Origin of the sequence: Fusibacter paucivorans (genome assembly GCF_018390735.1) — a bacterium.
GTDB classification, from domain to species: Bacteria; Bacillota; Clostridia; order Peptostreptococcales; family Acidaminobacteraceae; genus Fusibacter; species Fusibacter paucivorans.
This window is the reverse complement of the sequence record NZ_JAHBCL010000034.1, coordinates 15,899-35,077: the sequence shown is the minus strand read 5'-3', so window position 1 is coordinate 35,077 and position 19,179 is coordinate 15,899. Positions and strand designations below refer to the sequence as shown.

Here is a 19,179-nt window from a genome sequence, read left to right as displayed (position 1 = left end):
AAGTGCAATTACCTTACATACGTAGATAAAGGAGTTACTAAAATGAAAAAAATAAAGCAATGGTTGATGCCGCTCGTAATCGTCATGCTGATTGCAGCCTTTATCATCTATCAAGTGACTGAACATCAAAAACTGCAAGCGCTGCGAACTGCTTCCGTACAGTCCTTTGAGACTCCATTGAAAACAACTTACATGCAGCTTAACGATTTGAGAACCGCTGTCGAGACAAAAGATGCCCGCACACTGATCCTCTTTGATACCTTGCTTGAAGACATACGTCAGCTGGATACATTTGTCGATACTGCAAAATCAACAATACCTGCAAAAGATCTCAATGATGTTCGGCATCTCTATTCCGGCTTTAACACAGCCCATCGCTACATCCTCTTTATACTGGATGAAGGACTCACTGTGGATGATACCATCATCAGTGATGGCTTTAAACGCGATAAAGTGATTGACGAAAAGGAATTGACATTCCTTGAAACACTTTCAGATGCCTACGGTCAACTACTCGGTACAGCTTCAGCGTATCTCATCAATGAAGCAGATTATGATCAGTTTTTGGCTGCTTTAAGTACCTTTAATGGGCAATACAAGAATTTAACTGCCTTCGAAGCGATTCACAGCCCTGCGGACGATGCTTTAGGCGTTTATGATGAACTCCATCAGCTTAATGATAAAACTGCCGCTGTCCGCGTCGGCGCATACTGGGGGGCCATTGACAAAGTAGGGAATTGGATACTGGAACCGCTATATGACAGTATAACTGCCGGCATTGATGGTGATTTCATCATTGAATCTCGAACATGGTGGGGCATTCTATCCAGCAGCGGGGATGAAAAGCTAATGCTTCAATGTGATAGTATCTCAGTTGGTACAGATTATTACACGATTAATGACGGTGCATATATGGGGTTGTATGATCCTTTGTACGATGTCGATTATGATCCGCAGTATGAACTCATCTACAGTATAAGCCCCGACATCCTCTTATATAAAGTCAGCGATTATGTTTGCTTTATTCATCGGGACGGCTATCTATCTACGACGCCTTATCAGTCAATTATACAGTCGGGACAATACCTCATCGTACAAAATGCTGACGGTTTCTTTGAAATCCTCGATTTCGATGCGCATAATGTCACCGGCAATACCTATGATGACGTCATCAATCTCTATGGCGATCACGCTATCGTATTGACCAGCGTCGGTTACATGGCTATTTCACTCGTGGATCAAACATCTGTCCCCATTGATGCCGATAGGATATTCGGTTCTAATACAGCTGAAAACATTCTCTTCACAAAAAATATGAAGACGGGCATTTTAAATGCCCGCGGTGAAATAGTCATCCCTGCATCCTATGATTATCTCGTCCCTTTTGACGGCAATGTCACGACCCCGGCAATCAAAGATGCTTATGATATGGTTACGTATATTGACCATGACGGCAACATCGTGCTTGAAACAGACTTTCCCTACGGCAATGCCTTTGACAGTGAGGGGCATGCCATCGTCTCAGATGGTATGGATTATGGGTTAATTAATCAAATGGGTGAAATCATTTTGCCATGTGAATACGATGATGTCAGCCTGATCCGATATGATGGCGACATCTACGGCTATGCAGTCGAACAGGATGGTGCCATTGCCGTTGCAGATCTCACAGGCAGTCTCCAAACGACTTTTCAATACGATGCAGTCGATGCGTTTCCTGAACTGAACGGCATAATTGGCTACACAGGCGATGTCACTGTCATCCTGTCCCGCAACTCCTTCGAACCGCTGATCACAGGCAATACGGACGATATTGACACGCTTGTTTATAGTGAGCAGCATTACGCTTACCACGAGGGAAGCGAGTGGGGGATTAAAGCATTAAACGGTCAATCTGTAACATTGCCAATCTACGATGATATCCTATGGCTTAACGAAACTGGTTATGCTGTTACGATAAATAACAAGTGCTATTTATACACATTTTAACCAGAGATACCCTATCAAATATCATTTTGAGACTTATTGATACCATTTTGAAATACTGCCATAGAGCACTATCTCTAAAAAGCGATGCCTAAGAACGTTTAATGTTCAATGGCATCGCTTTTTTATAATCATCTATTCATAATCGTCTTATGCTTAATCGTTTTGTGCTAGCCGTTTTTCTGTTTGAGGCGATTCATTCGGTCACTTTTATGAATATCAATCGTTCCCGCTTCAACAGCCGTTTTATAGTACCAGCATTTGTGTTCAATTCTCTCTAGTGTTTCAAGCAGTTCAGAAATCTGTTTTAAGACGGATTCCCTTCGTTCTAAAAAGAGTTGATATCGCTCTTCCAACTTTGTATCACCCTCTACACACCAGTCCATAAAGCGTTTTATATCCTTAATTGGCATCCCGGTTGCCTTTAGACAATTGATGAGTTCCAGTGTTTCCAAGTCGCTTTCTGAAAAACATCGAATGCCATTCTCCGTACGATTGACAAAGGGAAGCAGTCCTTCTTTATCATAATAACGCAGCGTGTGCGCGGTTAGATGCACTTTTTCAGCAGCTTCACTAATCGAATATTTTTTTATCTCTGTCATTCGGCAATCCTCCCCAAAATTACAGTCACTATAACACAACGTATAGTCTATACAATATACAAGTTCTCAATATACAAATTCTCATCTATTTGCATTAATCTCTATCGCGTTTATAGCCTTTTCACACCATATTAGAGCCAACTCTAACTTGATGCTCATTTTACCATAAACACCATATAATCGTCAATTTTAACGATATTTTTACACAATTGACTTGACTTAGAGTTAACTTTAAATGATATGGTTGATAGTAGTATAAACATCTGTAAACACGCCATCCCCTAATGGCGTGCCGGTCAATCGAGGAGGAAATGAAATAATGAAAGCAACATTCAATGAGAAAAAGCTGGGCTTTGGGTTTATGCGCCTGCCGCTTTTAGACGCGAAGGATCCAAAGAGTGTCGATATGACAATGCTTTGTGATATGGTCGATGCGTATCTAGCAGCAGGTTTTAACTATTTTGACACAGCTTATATGTATCACGGCTTTAAAAGTGAAATCTTCTTGAGAAAGTCACTGGTTGAACGCCATCCGCGTGATACTTTTACAGTTGCGTCAAAATTGCCGACGATGCAATTAAAAGAAGCTGAAGACATGCCGAGAATTTTTAATGAACAGCTGGAAAAATGCGGCGTTTCTTATTTTGATTACTATCTGCTTCACAACTTGAATGTCGAAAACTGTAAAATCGCATCAAAACTTGATGCCTATCAGTTTATTCAAGCGAAAAAAGCAGAGGGAACCGCCAAGTATATCGGCTTCTCTTACCATGATCAAGCACCGCTTTTGGATGAAATTCTGACGTCATACCCGTTTTTTGACTTCGTTCAGCTTCAGATCAATTATTTGGATTGGGACAATGAAAGTGTTCAATCGAGAAAATGCTATGAAGTTGCTGTGAAACACGGCGTGCCAGTTGTCGTCATGGAACCGGTAAAAGGCGGTATTCTCGCCAATGTACCAGAAGTTGTCTCGGAGCACTTTAAGACGGCTTCACCTGATAAAAGCATTGCATCATGGGCCATTCGCTATGCAGCAAGTCCTGAAAATGTCAAAATGGTCTTGAGTGGCATGAGTGACTTGGATCAGTTAAAAGACAATATGTCTTTTATGAATGACTTTAAGCCATTGAATAAAACAGAAACAGCACTTGTGGAACAGGCAGTATCCATCATGAACGAAACCATTGCCGTACCATGTACAGCATGTCAGTATTGTGTTGATGACTGCCCTCAGCAAATCCCAATCCCGAATTACTTTGCACTCTATAATTCTCGAAAAATGGGGCCGCAAGAAGGTTTCTCAATTCTTAACCTCTACTATGCCAATATGGCCAAAAATAATGGAAAAGCCTCTGATTGCATCGCCTGCGGCAAATGTGAGAAGAGCTGTCCGCAACACATCGAAATTATTAAACACCTTAAAGAAGTTGCGGCCACTTTTGAATAATCATCACTTTTGCGCTGGCGTAGACACCAGAATGCTTTTTTAGATTTTTCATCCTTCAAGAAAGTGATATAATAAAGCAAATTCAACTAAGGAGCGCAAGACCAATGTATCGTGAAATCGCAAAACTCGTTTTATACAGAAATGATGAACCTGACAGCATTCTACATCATCTTTCTGAAATATTTAAAGACTATGATGAAAAACGTTCAACCCCTTCGGATTTAACAGATCGAATTTACGGTCAAATTAAAGCATTGCTGGATTTATCCACACAGTATGGCTTTGATGAAAACCTGTGGCAGAACTATTTGACGTTCCTGCTGCTCAGCCATGAAAACTCTTTCAGCTTGACCAGTGAAAAGATCGGTGTCAATGTTGGCTCCGTCAATACATTTGCCAAGCATGATTTCAAGATTTTTATGTCATTGTTTCACTTCGATTTTTCTAAAATTGAAAAGGATTTGAACATTGATTGCTTTAGTGTCATTACCGCTTATCAGGCGATTGAAAAAAAAGAACGTCTTTACAATAAAAATGTCAGTGTCAAAGTAAAGGAAGCCAGCCGAAAACTGGCAGCAACAAAAGATGTTGAGACGTTTTACAACATTGTCACGACTTTCTATAAAGACTATGGTGTCGGTATTCTAGGGCTCAACAAAGCTTTCAGGATTGCACCAAGTGATAACGATGTTGCCTTTATGGCCATTAACAATACGGAAGCGGTTATGCTGAAGGATATTATTGGCTATGAATTCCAGAAAAAACAGCTTACCGATAACACTGAGGCCTTTGTCGCCGGACGCCCAGCCAATAACGTCCTGTTGTTTGGCGATGCGGGTACTGGAAAATCAACTTCAATTAAAGCCTTAATTAATGAGTATTATGAAGATGGCCTGCGCATGATTGAAATATATAAACACCAGTTTAAGGATCTTTCAAAAATCATCGCACAGATTAAAAATCGAAATTACAAGTTCATTATTTATATGGACGATTTATCTTTTGAAGAATTTGAAATTGAATACAAGTATTTAAAAGCCATCATCGAGGGTGGTGTAGAGACAAAACCTGACAACGTTCTGATCTATGCGACATCTAACCGCAGACATCTCATCCGCGAAACATGGGGAGATCGTTCAGACGCACGCGAAGAAGAACTGCATCACTCTGACACTGTACAGGAAAAACTGTCACTGGTCGCGCGTTTTGGTATCAGCATCGGCTTTACAAAACCCGATCAGAAAAAGTACTTCGAAATCGTTAAAGGCATTGCCGCGCGTTATCCGCAAATCACACTGTCAGAAGAAGCACTGGTCGCAGAAGCCCGCAAATGGGAATTACAGCATAGCGGCTTTTCTGGCAGAACCGCTCAGCAGTTTGTCACTTATTTGCTGAGCATTAGCGGTAGCGGTGAATAAATAAACCTATGCACATCACACACTGATCAAAAAGGAGGCACGACCACATGAATCAACTTTATGTTCTTTGGACCAACGCTGATCCACTTACATCGGAGAAAATGGTATTTATGTACACACTGAACAGTAAACTCAAAGGCTGGTGGGAAGATGTCACACTCATCATCTGGGGCGCTACAGCGAAGTATACTGCCGAAGATGAAAAAGTGCAGGAAACCATCAAGACCCTCATTCGTTCAGGCGTTAAAGTCAGTGCCTGCAAAGCCTGTGCCGATCAACTCGGCGTTACAGAAATGCTTGAAGGGCTCGGCGTAGAAGTCATCTACTGGGGTGTGCCGCTCACAGACGTTTTAAAAAGCGACGCCAAACTCATCACGATTTAAAAGAGATTCCCAAAAACAGGCACCGGCATCAAGGTGCCTGTTCTGTCTTAATAATTAGAATACATATAATATCTATATCCCGCTTTGATTTATAAAAAAAGAGAAATTCGGAGGGAGCTCATGCGTAAATCGCAAAAGACTGAATATTCGGCCACTATTGAAAAACAAGAATCAAATGCAGCAGCTACCGCCTCAGTTTCAAGATGCTGGTGGTGCGGCGATGATCCGTTGTACATACAATACCATGACGAAGAATGGGGAAGACCTGTTCACGACGACCGTAAACTTTTCGAAATGCTCATTTTAGAAGGTGCACAAGCCGGCTTGTCATGGATCACTATTTTAAGGCGCAGAGAAGGCTATCGCACTGTCTTTGACAATTTTGATCCTGTTGTCAACGCTGCATACACCGACGAGGAATTGTCTGAAAAACTAAAAGACGAACGCATTATCAGAAATCGACTCAAAGTTTTTTCTGTTCGCACCAATGCCGTTGCTTTTCTCAAAATCGTTGAAAGTTTCGGCTCATTTGATGCTTTTATCTGGCAGTTTACAGGCGGTAAGACGATCGTTAATTCGCTAAAGTCACCTGAAGATGTCATCGTCACATCGCCTGAAAGCGACGCAATGAGTAAAGCGCTGAAAAAACACGGTTTTAAATTTATTGGCTCTACCATTTGCTATGCTTATATGCAAGCTGTCGGCATGGTTAACGATCATCTGACAGACTGCCATTGTTATCAGACAATAAATCATCTGATTTAATAAAAAATTTATAATTTGCTTGATTTTAATCTATATGTAGTTTAAAATACAAACGTACACACAAGAAAGCGAACAGATTGTTCGTAATAACAAAATAGCGTCTCGTATAAATTTGACAATATGGGTCAAATGTTTCTACAAGCTACCTTAAATAGCTACAGGCTACGAGTTCTCACAGTCATTGTATTTTTTGACTGCCTAGGACTCTGCATTGCAGGGTCCTTCTTTAATTGAAAAAGAAAATCTAAATGACGATCATTGATTGCGACTGGATGACGAAAGAAATGATGCCATGTCTTTTCAAGATTCGTTGACTATTTTGACGATGTGGGGAGTTGTAAATGGAGTTACTCAAAAAACGCATTGAGGAAGAAGGACGTGTCGTTGGTGATGAAATTTTAAAAGTTGATTCTTTTTTAAATCATCAAATGGACATCGAACTCTTTCAGGCAATGGGCGAAGCCTTTTATGAACGTTTCAAAACACATAAGATCACAAAAATCTTAACAGTTGAAGCGTCCGGTATTGGCATTGCCGCTATTGCAGCATTATATTTCAAGGTACCTGTCGTCTTCGCCAAGAAGACGAAGTCGAGAAATCTCGACGCTGAGACGTATACTGCCGAGGTCTATTCTTTTACGAAGCAGGCTTATTATGACATTCAAGTGTCCAAACGCTATTTATCTGAAGATGACCATATTCTCATCTTAGATGATTTTTTAGCCAATGGTAAAGCCGCACTTGGCCTAATGGCAATTGTCGAACAGGCTGGGGCAACCGTTGAAGGCATCGGCATCGTCATTGAAAAAGGGTTTCAGGAGGGTGGTAAGCTCTTGCGTGAGCGCAGTGTCCACCTCGAATCGCTCGCCATCATTGATGGCTTTGAAAACGGCAAAGTAATTTTTCGAAAATGAGCCGCAATGTCCTAATGCTTTAACGTGGTTGCATTATGCCTTTTGGCATTATGTTATAAAATTGTGATGAACATGGATTAAGAGGGTTTCACAAAAAATAGGAGGAGGATCTAATGAAAAAAATAATAGGTCTATTACTAGCAATGATGCTGGTTTTCAGCGGTTGTTCAAAACCTGCAGAAACACCAGCCGCAACAGGAGAGGATACTTCATCAGCACCAGCAGAAACATCAACAGAAACACCAGCTACTGAAGATTTATTCAAAGTTGGCGTTATCTACATTGGCGATGAAAACGAAGGCTACACAGCAGCTCACATGGATGGGATCAAAGAAATGAAAGCTGCACTTGGTCTTGCAGATGATCAAGTGATTGAAAAATCGCATATTGGTGAAGATGAAACATGCTTTGATGCTGCGGTTGACTTAGCAGAACAAGGCTGCGACATCATCTTTGCAAATAGTTTTGGCCATGAAGATTATATGATTCAAGCCGCTAAAGAATTCCCAGACGTTCAATTTGCACATGCAACTGGTTTCCAAGCAGCTATGTCTGGATTGCCAAATATGCACAACTACTTTACAGCTGTTTATGAATCAAGATATGTCTCAGGGATTGTCGCTGGTTTAAAAATCAATGAAATGATTACAAATGGCGATATCACTGCTGACGAAGCAAAAATGGGTTACGTAGGCGCCTATCCATATGCTGAGGTTGTTTCTGGCTATACGTCATTCTTCCTCGGTGCAAAAAGCGTTTGCCCAACCGTTACAATGGAAGTTCAATATACGAACAGCTGGGCAGATATGTCCGCAGAAAACGAAGTCGCAACACAGCTTATTTCAAATGGTGCTGTCGTCATCAGCCAACATGCTGATACAACAGGCGCACCTACAGCTTGTGAAGAAGCGGGCGTACCAGTCGTTGGCTACAATGTTGATATGATCTCCGTTGCACCGAATGCTGCTTTAACTTCTGCAACGATCAACTGGGGACCTTACTACACATATGCTGCTACTAACGCAATGGAAGGCACTGAAATTGCAACAGACTGGTGCCAAGGTTATGTAGACGGCGCCGTTGGTTTATCACCATTGAATGATGCCGTTATTGCCGAAGGTACTGTTGACGCAGTCGATGCCGCTGTAGCAGGTATTAAAGATGGTTCATTAAAAGTATTTGATACAACCACCTTTACTGTTAACGGTTCTTCAATCGAAGACTTAATTGCAGACAATGCTGATTTCGCAAAATATGCAGACTATGTATCTGATGGTTACTTCCATGAATCAGAATTAATCTCTGCACCTGCATTCGATCTCAGAATTGACGGGATTTCAGAACTCAACTAATTTAATGCTTTGCTTCTACATTGCAATATCTAAGAATGTTTAAGCACGAAGCGCATCAGTTCTAAGATCAGCGGTATCATTTGGACGCCTGAACAGGCACTGTATGAGCCGTTTAAAATCAAAGATCATGCGGAGCGGCAATTTTGCCGCTCCGCAAATTTTGTTTTAAGCCAAAACACCTGTAGCGCCTAGCAGCATTTCACACAATCAAGCAAATATAGTGATGTTTTCATTTTATTGAACGCTATTTTACAGCAATCCTTGCAGAATATGTTTTAAGAAATTGACAAGCATTTATATTTACAGTGAAATAACATACCTGTATGATGTTAGCATAAGGTATTCACACGGACGAGTCGAAATCATTGCATCGCGTCTATAGAAAAAAGAGAAAAAGAGAAATTGGAGGAATTCAGTGGATAGTGAAGTTGCAATTAGATTGCAGAATGTCACAAAACGCTTTGGTGATATCATCGCAAATGACAATGTAAATTTATTGGTTAAAAAAGGAGAAATTCTCTCCATCCTCGGAGAAAACGGCAGCGGTAAGACAACGCTGATGAATATGCTGTCAGGCATTTACTTCCCAGATCACGGCGACATTACCGTTCACGGTAAGAAAGTAACCATTCGTTCCCCCAAGGATGCATTTGCCCTTGGGATCGGCATGATTCATCAGCACTTCAAATTAATCGACGTGCTCACCGCAGCGGAAAACATCATTCTTGGTCTGCCGGGCCATGAGCGTCTCGATATGAAATCAATCGTTGCCGAAGTCAACGAGCTCGTTGCAAAATACGGTTTTGATCTTGATCCGGAGCAAAAAATATATGATATGAGCGTCTCACAAAAGCAAACCGTTGAAATTGTGAAAGTACTTTACCGCGGTGCTGAAATATTAATTTTGGATGAACCGACAGCCGTCTTGACGCCGCAGGAAACGTCCAAGTTATTTGACGTTCTACGCAACATGCGTAAAGCGGGTAAATCCATTATCATCATTACGCACAAGCTGAATGAAGTCATGGCAATCTCAGATCGCGTAACCGTCCTAAGGAAAGGGCAGTACATCGGATCTATTGAAACGCGTGACGCCAGTGTTGAAGTGTTAACGGAAATGATGGTCGGTCAAAAAATCGACCTCGAAATAGACCGTACCGAACCCATGCCTTTTGTTGGGCGTATCGAAGTTAAAAATATCACCTGCCGCAACAGGGACGGTGTTGCCATTTTAAAGGATGTTTCCTTTACCTCCTCGGCAGGTGAAATTTTAGGCATCGCCGGTATCGCTGGCAGCGGACAGAAAGAACTCCTTGAAGCGGTAGCCGGCTTACAGGAAATTGAATCCGGCGAAATTCTCTATCACTCTCCAGAAGGTGAAACCGTTACCATTTCTGATATGAAAGCCGCCGAAATTCGCGACTTAAAAATCAGTCTCGCATTTGTACCGGAAGATCGACTGGGCATGGGACTCGTCGGCTCTATGGATCTCACGGATAACATTATGCTCAGGAGCTATAACGAGGGCAAACATTTTTTTGCCAATCGCAAGAATCCCCGTAAATTAGCAACGCGCATTGTCGAAAAGCTTTCGGTCGTAACACCGAGTGTGGATACACCGGTGCGAAAACTCTCAGGCGGCAATGTTCAAAAAATTCTTTTAGGACGTGAAATTGCTTCCAGTCCCAACGTACTCATGGTCGCATACCCCGTGCGCGGACTTGATATTAATTCTTCTTATATGATCTACAACCTGCTTGGTGATCAAAAACAAAAAGGGGCTTCCGTTATCTGCGTCGGGGAAGACCTCGATGTTCTCATGGCGTTATGCGACCGCATTGTCGTTCTATCAGGCGGTGAACTCACTGGGATTGTCGATGCCAGAACCATTTCAAAGGAAGACATCGGTTTACTAATGACAAGTTCAAAGAAAGGGGGCGCTCAACATGCTGAATGATCATGAAGTCCTGGCAAAAGAACCATTTTTCCGCATTACAAAGCGCGCTCATATTTCAAATTTCAAATCTTGGGGCATTCGGCTCATTGCCGTCGTCCTTTCATTAATTGTCTGTGCGTTTGTCATTATGGCGATCACCGGCGAAAATCCATTTAACGTCTATCTCGGCATTATTGATGGCGCCATTGGCAAAAAGCGCCGTCTTTGGGTGACCATTCGCGAAACACTGACGTTGCTGATTATCGCCGTTGGCTTAACACCGGCATTCAAAATGCGTTTTTGGAATATCGGCGCTGAAGGTCAAGTCCTCATGGGCGGTCTGGCAACCGCAGCCGTTATGATTTACCTCGGCCCAACGCTGCCAAATGGAATCGTTCTCCTATTAGTCTTTATGGCAAGCATTCTAGCAGGGCTTCTCTGGGGTATTATGCCGGCATATTTTAAGTCAAAATACAACACAAACGAAACCCTTTTTACGCTTATGCTAAATTACGTGGCCATGCAGATTGTCACTTTCTGCATTGTATTTTGGGAAAAGCCAAGCGGTTCCAACACGGTTGGCATCATTAACGGAGCCAATGAAGGCGGATGGCTGCCAAAACTCTTTGGCCTCGATTACGGTTGGAGCCTTGTGATCGTTCTCTTAATGACTGTCGGCATGTACGTCTACATGAAGTTCAGCAAGCATGGTTATGAAATTGCCGTCGTCGGCGAAAGTCAAAATACTGCACGCTATGTTGGAATCGATGTCAAAAAAGTCATTATGCGTACGATGATGATTTCTGGCGGCATCTGTGGTCTCGCAGGCGCGATCATCGTCAGCGGCGCCAGCCATACGATTTCCACGAGTACTGCCGGGGGCAGGGGCTTTACAGCTATTATTGTCGCGTGGATGTCTAAGTTCAACCCATTTGTTATGATTTTGGTCTCTGCCTTTCTCGTTTTCATGCAGCAGGGTGCCATTCAGATTGCTTCACAATTTGGTTTAAATGAAAATGCATCCGATATTATCACGGGGATCATTTTGTTCTTCCTCATCGGCTCAGAATTTTTCATTACCTATAAAGTCGAACGTACCAGAGCGAAGAAGGAGGCGACTGCCAAATGACCATTTTATTGACGTTTATCCAAAAGGCGATTGGCCAGAGCATTAGTATTCTCTTTGGTGCTACAGGCGAAATCATTACAGAAAAATCTGGGAATCTCAATCTCGGTATTCCCGGCATCATGTATATGGGCGGTATAGCCGGCTTGATGGCTGCCTTTTTCTATGAGCGCGCTGTCGAAACACCGATTGGTTTCATCGGTTTACTGTTATCTTTTGCAGCGACGTTAATTGTTTCTGCGCTTGGCGGCTTGCTTTTTTGCTTCCTCACCGTTACGCTGCATGCCAATCAGAACGTAGTCGGCTTATCACTCACGACATTTGGGATCGGTTTCGGGAATTTTTTTGGCGGTTCAATTTCCAAACTGGCAGGCGGCGTTGGGCAGATCTCTGTTGCGACGACAGCCAGTGCCTACCGCGCGAATATCCCCGTGCTTTCAAAAATACCCGTTATTGGGGAACTCTTTTTTTCGTATGGTTTCTTAACGTATCTATCCATTATCGTTGCATTGATAATCGGTCGTTTTCTCATGCATACGCGTAAGGGACTCAATCTTCGTTCCGTTGGTGAAGATCCGGCAACAGCGGATGCCGCAGGCATTAATGTCACGCGATACAAATACATTGCAACGACAGTAGGTGCTGCCATTGCAGGACTTGGCGGACTTTACTTCGTTATGGAATACCTTGGTGGTACTTGGACCAACAACGGTTTCGGCGACAGGGGATGGCTTGCCATCGCTTTGGTCATTCTCGCATTATGGAAACCGCTTAACGCCATCTGGGGCTCACTGCTTTTCGGCAGTCTCTTTATCCTTTATATCTATACGCCGGGGTTGACGCGTGCGACACAGGAGCTCTTTAAAATGCTGCCATATGTCATTACCATTGTCGTTCTCGTCATTACTAGCAAGCGCGAAAAGCTTGAAAATCAGCCGCCGAGCAGCCTTGGCGAATCCTATTACCGCGAAGATCGCTAAGCAAATCGCTAAATAGATAAACTTATTTTTAACTGTGACATTCATTTTGGTATTTAATTAAAGCGCACAAAATGAAACAGAACTGAATTTAAAACGTTTTATTAATCCGATCACATGAGGTCAGCTGTATTCAGGTGCTTAAGCCACCAGCAGCTGACCTTTCGTAAATAAAAATGGCATTCATTTAGGGCGCCGCCAATGCTAGGAATAAGTTTTCATTAATCCGATGTTATTATCATAGGCACATCCGTCAATCTATGTTAAAATATTTAAGCATTTAAATATTAAAGATCCTCAATTTCCGGCGCTTTGCAGGAAGAGACTGCAAGTATTGAGGAAATCACCTCCAGCATTGATACTTTGGATGAAATCATTGAGATGCTGCAGCGGCGGATCAATGAATACAAGCTTAATTAACACAATGGGAGGCTTATATGGACAAAGCTGTTTTTACTAATTTTCCAATCATACATACGGAAAGACTAACGCTAAGAGCTTTGACTAATTCGGATATTTACGACTTCTACCGTATATTATCCAGTGAAACAGCGATGCGCTATTACGGTATCATGCCGGTTGAATCACGCGAAATTGCATCGTGGTTTATTGACCAATACCGTTCCGGTTTTCTAAATGAAACGTTAATCCGCTGGGCCATTACTTTTAAAGAAAGTGGCGACTTCATTGGCTCCTGCGGCTTCCAAGGACTTAATGAAAATGCCTCAAGAGCTGAGATCGGCTATGAACTTCACCCGAACTATTGGGGATATGGTTATATGAAAGAAGCGCTCAGTGCCATCATCGCATGGGGATTTGACATTTTCGAGTTAAATCGTATTGAAGCATTGATATATCCTGAAAACATCCCCAGTGAGAAAACAATTCTCTCGTTGGGATTCACACTTGAAGGCTGTCTGAAGGAATATGCCTTTTTTAGAAATCAGTATACAGACCTCAACTTATTCAGACTACTTAAAAGGGAGTACACATTATTATGAAATTACTGATTGCTGGCGACAGTATTACAGAAGGCATCACAGGCATTAGCTACATCGAAAAGCTCGAAGAACGTTATCCCGCACTTGAAATAACGAATTTAGGTCTTGGCGGCGATACGCTTATCGGCATATCCAACCGGGTTTTGGAACACCTGAAAAAGCAAAGTGATTACGATGCTGTTATCATTGAAGCAGGCCATAATGACATTCTCCTGCCTTTTTTTGAACACGGTGAAATGCCGTTTAAAATTACGGCTAAATCATTGGAGGCAAGGGGAAGTGTGCCGATCACCGATGGCGACATCTTTTTAAACCAGTATGACACCTTGCTTAAACTGCTGCCGCAAGTCACCAATGCCCCAATCTTTATCACCACACTGAGCTGTATTGGTGAACGCCTCAGCCGCTTTACGAATTTAAAGCGTCATCACTACAATGAAATTATCACATCACTTGCTGATAAATACGGCGTAGTGTTGATTGATATCGCATCCGTTTTTGACCATTACCTGCAAATGTGCATGACAAATGATTATTTGATGAATGATTTTTTTAGAGCTTTTGTCATTGATTCAAAAGTCATCAAATCACATCAATACCTCAATGACCTAAGTGCAGAACGTGGGCTCAATCTGACCATAGACGGCGTACATCTCAACGATACAGGGTCTGATCTCTATACGGATACTATTGCAAAATCACTTCAAGATCAAGGTCTTATATAAAAAGTCTTATACAGAGGTTCCTATCTAAAGGGTCTTATATAAAGAGTCTTGTACAAAGGGTCTTATATAAAGGATTTTATATAAAGGATTTTCTCATAAAAGTTATAAAAAACCCTTCCGATTGTCAGACAACCGGAAGGGTTTTTAATGCCAAAAGTGGTTCTATCAAAAAGTGGCTCTGTTAAAAAGGTACTCTCCATCATGTAGAGATGGTCACATTGCACATGCTGGATAACGCTTATACATGAAAGATACGAATAAGCCTTTCCTTGATGTATTCCGGCATTTGGTAATATAGGCCTGCAACCACACCTGAAAAGCAGACGAGTGATATGGTACTGACCAAAGACCACGTTAATTTAAATCGATCAAACAGATTGTACTGAATAATCAGCTCAATCAGCGGCAGCAGTACAGCTAAACCGAGACAAATATAGATGGGGATGAATATAAAGTGATTGGTATGCTTGCCGCGGCGATAAAGTATTCTGACAATGACAAAGACAAGCGTCGTTACCGCGATAATGGGCATGGCCCAGAGAATAGACCATGTGAACACACCGTCTATACTGTCGAGGAACATACAAAGCAGCCATGTCAATAGCCCTAAACTCATCAAAATGCGTGTCAGACGCTTGATATAACCAAGCAGCAGAAAGACATAAAGAATGGATGCAACAATACAGCCCATGGCGTATTGAAAAATTTTATGCTCCGGCTGCAAAATAGAATTTAGCACCAATAATATCAAGACAACTGCTAAGCTTACAAGACTGTAGGCATAGAGGATCTTATTTTTGATAACATCGGTTTGATGTGTATGCGCGTTGACTGCGCGCGGGTATATTCTGTTTTTATCACGATCTTTTACAAGGGCAGGTGGCACTTCGAAATTACAGAGCGGACATTTTTCCGCATGTTCATCGAGTTCAACACCGCACTGGCAGCAGTAAGCCATAATGCCTCCTAATAATTTGTCTCCATTTTTATATGAAGGCCTTCTTCTCTAAGTTTTCTAAAAAAAAGTCTTTCGATGGTACGATCTTCAGTTAAACTGCCGAAGGATAGCGCTGTGATATCTTTGTAAGAAATCATGGTCGCCTTGATGATATTGCCTTCACTCGGCGGTGGTAATAATTCCAAATGTTCAATCATCGTATCGTATGGCGCCTCCATTTTGACAGAGCCGATATTGGATAGACTCGTCGTATAGGAACTTTCACCATAATAATTATAGACGATTGGAATAATCGCATTTTTGATAAAGAGTGGAATCACGCGGACGTGCCAAAAGAGTTCATTCCTAAAATTGCGTCTGATATACTGACTCAGGTGTTTCGTATTGAGATTCAGCGCAAGGTAATGATCAATTTCCCTCAGTATCTCTTCTCGCGTATAATGTCCCAGCCGAACATCAATTTGCGGCGTAAGACTGATAAAGAAGTTTCGAACAGTGACCGAATCATAATATCCCCTCAAGTCAACGGGCATATTGATAATGATCGGTGTAATCTCACGCATGCTCAAATTGGAAGACTCAATGTAGTCTTGAATGGTTTCAAATAATAGCATGAGTAAAAACTTCGTCGGAGATGTGTCATATTTTGCCGCACAGCCTTTCAGCCCATCATATGAAAAAAGGCCCGTGGTAATGCGGTATTCGCCCTTCTCAATCAATTTGAACGGAAAATGAAATGCACGCGACACCTTTCTCGGATTTGGCAGTTTTGGCTGATAGTATTTTTCAAAAGCATCCTCATCCTGTCCTTCGACCAGCTGGATTTTACGAATAGGCGTCATATGATGCGACAGTCGATAATAATTTTTAAGTATGCACTTAAAAAAAACCATAGCACCCGCACCATCTGAAATAGCATGCGACATCTCGAGGTGAATGCGTTTTTTGTAGTAGAGCAGTGAAAAGGGCATGGCGTGTGAATGCCTCAGCCTGATGCTATTGCATGGGAAATAGCGTTCGTTTAATACTTTTGGCGCTTCGTTGACATTTTCAAAATAATACCAGAAGAGGCCGCGTCTTAGCCGAACATTAAAAACGGGATAACACTTACAAGCGGCATCAAGTGCCAACTGCAAATGTCCCGCATGAACTGTTTCCTTTAAAACAGCCGTTATTCGAAACGTTGTGGATACCCTCGACGATGCAATTGAAGGGTAAAGTTTACCGGCATTATCTAATTTGAACCATGAATCTGATTTTTTTCGTTTATAACGCATAACAGCCTCAATTTGTTTAATTTTTTGTGCATAAAATAGCGTGTTCAGGGTATCTAATAAATAGCTAACACAAAGGCTTAATATTAATAAATTTCCCCCCGATACCTCTGGCTTGACTAGAGGCTTTTTTTTACCTATTTGGAACTTTAGAAAATTGCATCAATCAAAATCTTAATCTTTTCGCCACCATATGTACAGCTTTCGTATGTACAGCTTTCGTAAGACGGTCGAACAATATTCGATGGCAGAATAGCATCGCAGAGGATCACCATAAGGCTATGATGCAATTGCCTGCCTTAAGTATTTTTCATGACACTGCTTTCCTTTGGTAAAATCGGTTTGCGTTCAAGGGGACTGGAGAGGATAATTGACGTCTTCGTAGAACCAATTGTTTGAATCTTGTCAAGAACCGTCTCCAATTCCTGCGTATCTGCACAGATGACCTTAACCGTCATGCACTCTTCACCTGTTACATGATGGCATTCGACAATATTGCGCTCATCATAGGCGAGCTTTTTAAAGCGCTCATGGTCACTGACTTTTAAACCGACGTGTACAAGCGCTTGGACGAAGAGATCCATACGTGTCGGATCGACAATGGCTGTATAGCCTATAATCACGCCGTTTTCTTCTAGGCGCTTTACGCGCTCCGAAACGGCTGGAGATGTTAAATTCACACGGTTTCCCAACTCTTTCATTGAGATTCTACCATCCTCCTGAAGAATGTTAACGATCTTTAAATCAGTAGCATCCATTCCGCTGTCCTCCTTAAATAAATAAAGTATTCAATAATAATTGCTAATTAAATAAGCTAATTACATAATATCACTTTTTCATTCTTATGTACACGATTTAGGGATAATGGTAAAATTTTTTTAGAAGGTAACGACATGAGGAGGATGATCTTATGATAAAAATTACGGAAACAATTCTAAGAGATGCCCACCAGTCGCTGATTGCAACGCGTCTGACAACTGAACAAATGATTCCGATCTTGGAAACTTTAGATAATATAGGCTATCATGCACTAGAATGCTGGGGCGGCGCCACATTTGATGCCTCACTTCGTTTTTTAAATGAAAACCCGTGGGTTCGCTTAAGAATTTTAAGAAAACACATTAAAAAGACAAAGCTTCAAATGCTATTAAGAGGTCAAAATGTCTTGGGATACAAACACTACCCAGATGATGTCGTCGAAGAATTTGTAAAGCGTTCCATTGGCAACGGCATTGATATTATTCGAATCTTTGATGCACTCAACGATATCCGCAATATTGAAAAGGCACTTGTCACGACGAAAAAAGAGGGTGGACACGCACAAGCCGCGATCTCCTATACCACGAGTCCCGTTCATACGGTTGAAAGTTACAAAATTCTCGCGAGAGACATGGTTCAGCTTGGAGCAGACTCAATTTGCATTAAAGACATGTCCGGTCTTTTGACCCCTTATGATGCAGCGGAGCTCGTCACTGCGATCAAATCTGTGATTAAAGATGTACCACTGGAAGTCCATTCTCACTGTACCAGTGGTTTGGCATCCATGACTTATTTAAAAGCAATTGAAGCGGGCGCTGACATTATTGATACGGCCATTTCGCCATTTGCCAGCGGGACGAGTCAGCCGCCGACTGAACCTTTTGTCGCAATGCTTCAAAATACCCCTTATGACACTGGGTTAAACCTCAATCAGCTTGATAAAATTACGCAATATTTTGCACCGTTGCGCGAGCAGGCACTGAAATCGGGACTTATGGACCCTAAAATTCTTGGCGTCGATATTAACACACTCGTTTATCAAGTACCCGGCGGCATGCTCTCTAATCTCGTATCACAGCTTAAAATTCAAAATGCACTTGATAAGTTTGAGGATGTTCTGAAGGAAGTGCCGAGAGTCCGCGAGGACTTAGGCTATCCACCTCTGGTAACGCCAACGAGCCAAATGGTAGGGACGCAAGCCGTTCTCAACGTTTTAATGGGTGAACGCTATAAAATGGTTCCTAAAGAAATCAAAGAATACGTCAGAGGGATGTATGGCCGTCCTGCCGTGCCAATCAAAGAAGAAATTGTTCGCAAAATCATTGGTGATCAGGAAGTTATTACTTGCAGACCTGCTGATTTATTGGAACCGATGCTCGAAACGGAACGCAATAAAATTAAAGTCTACCTCGAAGAGGAAGAAGATATTCTAACCCATGCACTGTTTCCACAGGTTGCCGAAACATTCTTCCAGTCAAGACAAGCCAGAAAATATAAAATTGAAAGCAAACTCATTGACGAACAGGAAAAAGTTTACCCTGTATAAACTGCCG

The 19,179-nt window shown here is 42.0% G+C and carries 17 protein-coding genes and 1 riboswitch; of the genes, 13 read left to right on the top strand and 4 right to left on the bottom strand.

The features are described 5' to 3' along the window. Positions 1 to 42: 42 nt before the first annotated feature. Entirely contained in the window at positions 43 to 1,989 is a 1,947-nt protein-coding gene (locus KHM83_RS16360; protein ID WP_213238124.1) for a WG repeat-containing protein, read from the top strand. Between the two features lie 167 nt (positions 1,990 to 2,156). On the opposite strand, the gene KHM83_RS16355 is transcribed toward KHM83_RS16360, so the two are convergent. After that, on the bottom strand, positions 2,157 to 2,588 hold the full coding sequence (locus KHM83_RS16355) for a MerR family transcriptional regulator (RefSeq protein ID WP_213238123.1): 432 nt from the start codon (positions 2,586 to 2,588) through the stop codon (positions 2,157 to 2,159). A gap of 319 nt (positions 2,589 to 2,907) precedes the next feature. Between KHM83_RS16355 and KHM83_RS16350 the strand changes: the two genes are divergently transcribed. The 11 genes from KHM83_RS16350 (at position 2,908) to KHM83_RS16300 (ending at position 14,635) form a co-directional block, all read left to right on the top strand. Next, positions 2,908 to 4,038 carry an aldo/keto reductase gene (locus tag KHM83_RS16350; RefSeq protein WP_213238122.1) on the top strand — a complete coding sequence of 377 codons (1,131 nt, stop codon included), beginning with the start codon at positions 2,908 to 2,910 and terminating at the stop codon, positions 4,036 to 4,038. A 104-nt stretch (positions 4,039 to 4,142) separates the two neighbouring features. After that, positions 4,143 to 5,456, top strand: coding sequence for an ATP-binding protein (locus KHM83_RS16345; protein ID WP_213238121.1), 1,314 nt, complete (start codon positions 4,143 to 4,145; stop codon positions 5,454 to 5,456). A gap of 47 nt (positions 5,457 to 5,503) precedes the next feature. Beyond that, positions 5,504 to 5,839: a DsrE family protein gene (locus tag KHM83_RS16340; RefSeq protein ID WP_213238120.1), complete on the top strand. Its 336-nt coding sequence runs from the start codon at positions 5,504 to 5,506 to the stop codon at positions 5,837 to 5,839. A gap of 120 nt (positions 5,840 to 5,959) precedes the next feature. Beyond that, positions 5,960 to 6,604, top strand: coding sequence for a DNA-3-methyladenine glycosylase I (locus KHM83_RS16335; RefSeq protein WP_213238119.1), 645 nt, complete (start codon positions 5,960 to 5,962; stop codon positions 6,602 to 6,604). An 82-nt stretch (positions 6,605 to 6,686) separates the two neighbouring features. Further along, positions 6,687 to 6,789, top strand: a riboswitch (purine riboswitch). 156 nt (positions 6,790 to 6,945) lie between these two features. After that, positions 6,946 to 7,518, top strand: a complete 573-nt coding sequence (locus KHM83_RS16330) for a xanthine phosphoribosyltransferase (RefSeq protein WP_213238118.1) — start codon at positions 6,946 to 6,948, stop codon at positions 7,516 to 7,518. A gap of 113 nt (positions 7,519 to 7,631) precedes the next feature. Beyond that, the gene (locus KHM83_RS16325) at positions 7,632 to 8,870 is read left to right on the top strand and encodes a BMP family ABC transporter substrate-binding protein (RefSeq protein WP_213238117.1); all 1,239 of its coding nucleotides are present in this window, start codon (positions 7,632 to 7,634) and stop codon (positions 8,868 to 8,870) included. Between the two features lie 415 nt (positions 8,871 to 9,285). Beyond that, positions 9,286 to 10,827: an ABC transporter ATP-binding protein gene (locus KHM83_RS16320; protein ID WP_213238116.1), complete on the top strand. Its 1,542-nt coding sequence runs from the start codon at positions 9,286 to 9,288 to the stop codon at positions 10,825 to 10,827. After that, positions 10,817 to 11,935, top strand: a complete 1,119-nt coding sequence (locus tag KHM83_RS16315) for an ABC transporter permease (RefSeq protein WP_213238115.1) — start codon at positions 10,817 to 10,819, stop codon at positions 11,933 to 11,935. Before KHM83_RS16320 ends, KHM83_RS16315 begins: the two co-directional genes overlap by 11 nt. Continuing rightward, complete coding sequence (locus tag KHM83_RS16310) at positions 11,932 to 12,912, top strand: ABC transporter permease (protein WP_213238114.1); 981 nt, start codon at positions 11,932 to 11,934, stop codon at positions 12,910 to 12,912. Before KHM83_RS16315 ends, KHM83_RS16310 begins: the two co-directional genes overlap by 4 nt. A 434-nt stretch (positions 12,913 to 13,346) precedes the next feature. Then, positions 13,347 to 13,910 carry a GNAT family N-acetyltransferase gene (locus KHM83_RS16305; RefSeq protein ID WP_213238113.1) on the top strand — a complete coding sequence of 188 codons (564 nt, stop codon included), beginning with the start codon at positions 13,347 to 13,349 and terminating at the stop codon, positions 13,908 to 13,910. Beyond that, complete coding sequence (locus KHM83_RS16300) at positions 13,907 to 14,635, top strand: SGNH/GDSL hydrolase family protein (RefSeq protein WP_213238112.1); 729 nt, start codon at positions 13,907 to 13,909, stop codon at positions 14,633 to 14,635. The genes KHM83_RS16305 and KHM83_RS16300 overlap by 4 nt, the downstream gene beginning before the upstream one ends. Positions 14,636 to 14,873: 238 nt before the next feature. Here KHM83_RS16300 and KHM83_RS16295 read toward each other — a convergent pair whose 3' ends face one another. The 3 genes from KHM83_RS16295 to KHM83_RS16285 form a co-directional block, all read right to left on the bottom strand. Further along, positions 14,874 to 15,593, bottom strand: a complete 720-nt coding sequence (locus tag KHM83_RS16295) for a DUF6320 domain-containing protein (protein ID WP_213238111.1) — start codon at positions 15,591 to 15,593, stop codon at positions 14,874 to 14,876. Between the two features lie 8 nt (positions 15,594 to 15,601). Beyond that, complete coding sequence (locus KHM83_RS16290; RefSeq protein WP_213238110.1) at positions 15,602 to 16,870, bottom strand: hypothetical protein; 1,269 nt, start codon at positions 16,868 to 16,870, stop codon at positions 15,602 to 15,604. Between the two features lie 296 nt (positions 16,871 to 17,166). Further along, positions 17,167 to 17,625 carry an Lrp/AsnC family transcriptional regulator gene (locus KHM83_RS16285; RefSeq protein ID WP_213238109.1) on the bottom strand — a complete coding sequence of 153 codons (459 nt, stop codon included), beginning with the start codon at positions 17,623 to 17,625 and terminating at the stop codon, positions 17,167 to 17,169. Between the two features lie 152 nt (positions 17,626 to 17,777). On the opposite strand from KHM83_RS16285, the gene KHM83_RS16280 reads away from it, so the two are divergent. Then, positions 17,778 to 19,172 carry an oxaloacetate decarboxylase subunit alpha gene (locus tag KHM83_RS16280; protein ID WP_213238108.1) on the top strand — a complete coding sequence of 465 codons (1,395 nt, stop codon included), beginning with the start codon at positions 17,778 to 17,780 and terminating at the stop codon, positions 19,170 to 19,172. Positions 19,173 to 19,179: the final 7 nt, after the last annotated feature.

Bases quoted from the DNA above. Each gene is read 5' to 3' on its own strand.
- KHM83_RS16325 (WP_213238117.1), top strand. From the start codon at position 7,632: ATGAAAAAAATAATAGGTCTATTACTAGCAATGATGCTGGTTTTCAGC.
- KHM83_RS16295 (WP_213238111.1), bottom strand. From the start codon at position 15,593: ATGGCTTACTGCTGCCAGTGCGGTGTTGAACTCGATGAACATGCGGAA.
- KHM83_RS16345 (WP_213238121.1), top strand. From the start codon at position 4,143: ATGTATCGTGAAATCGCAAAACTCGTTTTATACAGAAATGATGAACCT.
- KHM83_RS16305 (WP_213238113.1), top strand. From the start codon at position 13,347: ATGGACAAAGCTGTTTTTACTAATTTTCCAATCATACATACGGAAAGA.
- KHM83_RS16315 (WP_213238115.1), top strand. From the start codon at position 10,817: ATGCTGAATGATCATGAAGTCCTGGCAAAAGAACCATTTTTCCGCATT.
- KHM83_RS16290 (WP_213238110.1), bottom strand. From the start codon at position 16,870: ATGCGTTATAAACGAAAAAAATCAGATTCATGGTTCAAATTAGATAAT.
- KHM83_RS16335 (WP_213238119.1), top strand. From the start codon at position 5,960: ATGCGTAAATCGCAAAAGACTGAATATTCGGCCACTATTGAAAAACAA.
- KHM83_RS16340 (WP_213238120.1), top strand. From the start codon at position 5,504: ATGAATCAACTTTATGTTCTTTGGACCAACGCTGATCCACTTACATCG.
- KHM83_RS16330 (WP_213238118.1), top strand. From the start codon at position 6,946: ATGGAGTTACTCAAAAAACGCATTGAGGAAGAAGGACGTGTCGTTGGT.
- KHM83_RS16350 (WP_213238122.1), top strand. From the start codon at position 2,908: ATGAAAGCAACATTCAATGAGAAAAAGCTGGGCTTTGGGTTTATGCGC.
- KHM83_RS16285 (WP_213238109.1), bottom strand. From the start codon at position 17,625: ATGGATGCTACTGATTTAAAGATCGTTAACATTCTTCAGGAGGATGGT.
- KHM83_RS16355 (WP_213238123.1), bottom strand. From the start codon at position 2,588: ATGACAGAGATAAAAAAATATTCGATTAGTGAAGCTGCTGAAAAAGTG.
- KHM83_RS16310 (WP_213238114.1), top strand. From the start codon at position 11,932: ATGACCATTTTATTGACGTTTATCCAAAAGGCGATTGGCCAGAGCATT.
- KHM83_RS16360 (WP_213238124.1), top strand. From the start codon at position 43: ATGAAAAAAATAAAGCAATGGTTGATGCCGCTCGTAATCGTCATGCTG.
- KHM83_RS16300 (WP_213238112.1), top strand. From the start codon at position 13,907: ATGAAATTACTGATTGCTGGCGACAGTATTACAGAAGGCATCACAGGC.
- KHM83_RS16280 (WP_213238108.1), top strand. From the start codon at position 17,778: ATGATAAAAATTACGGAAACAATTCTAAGAGATGCCCACCAGTCGCTG.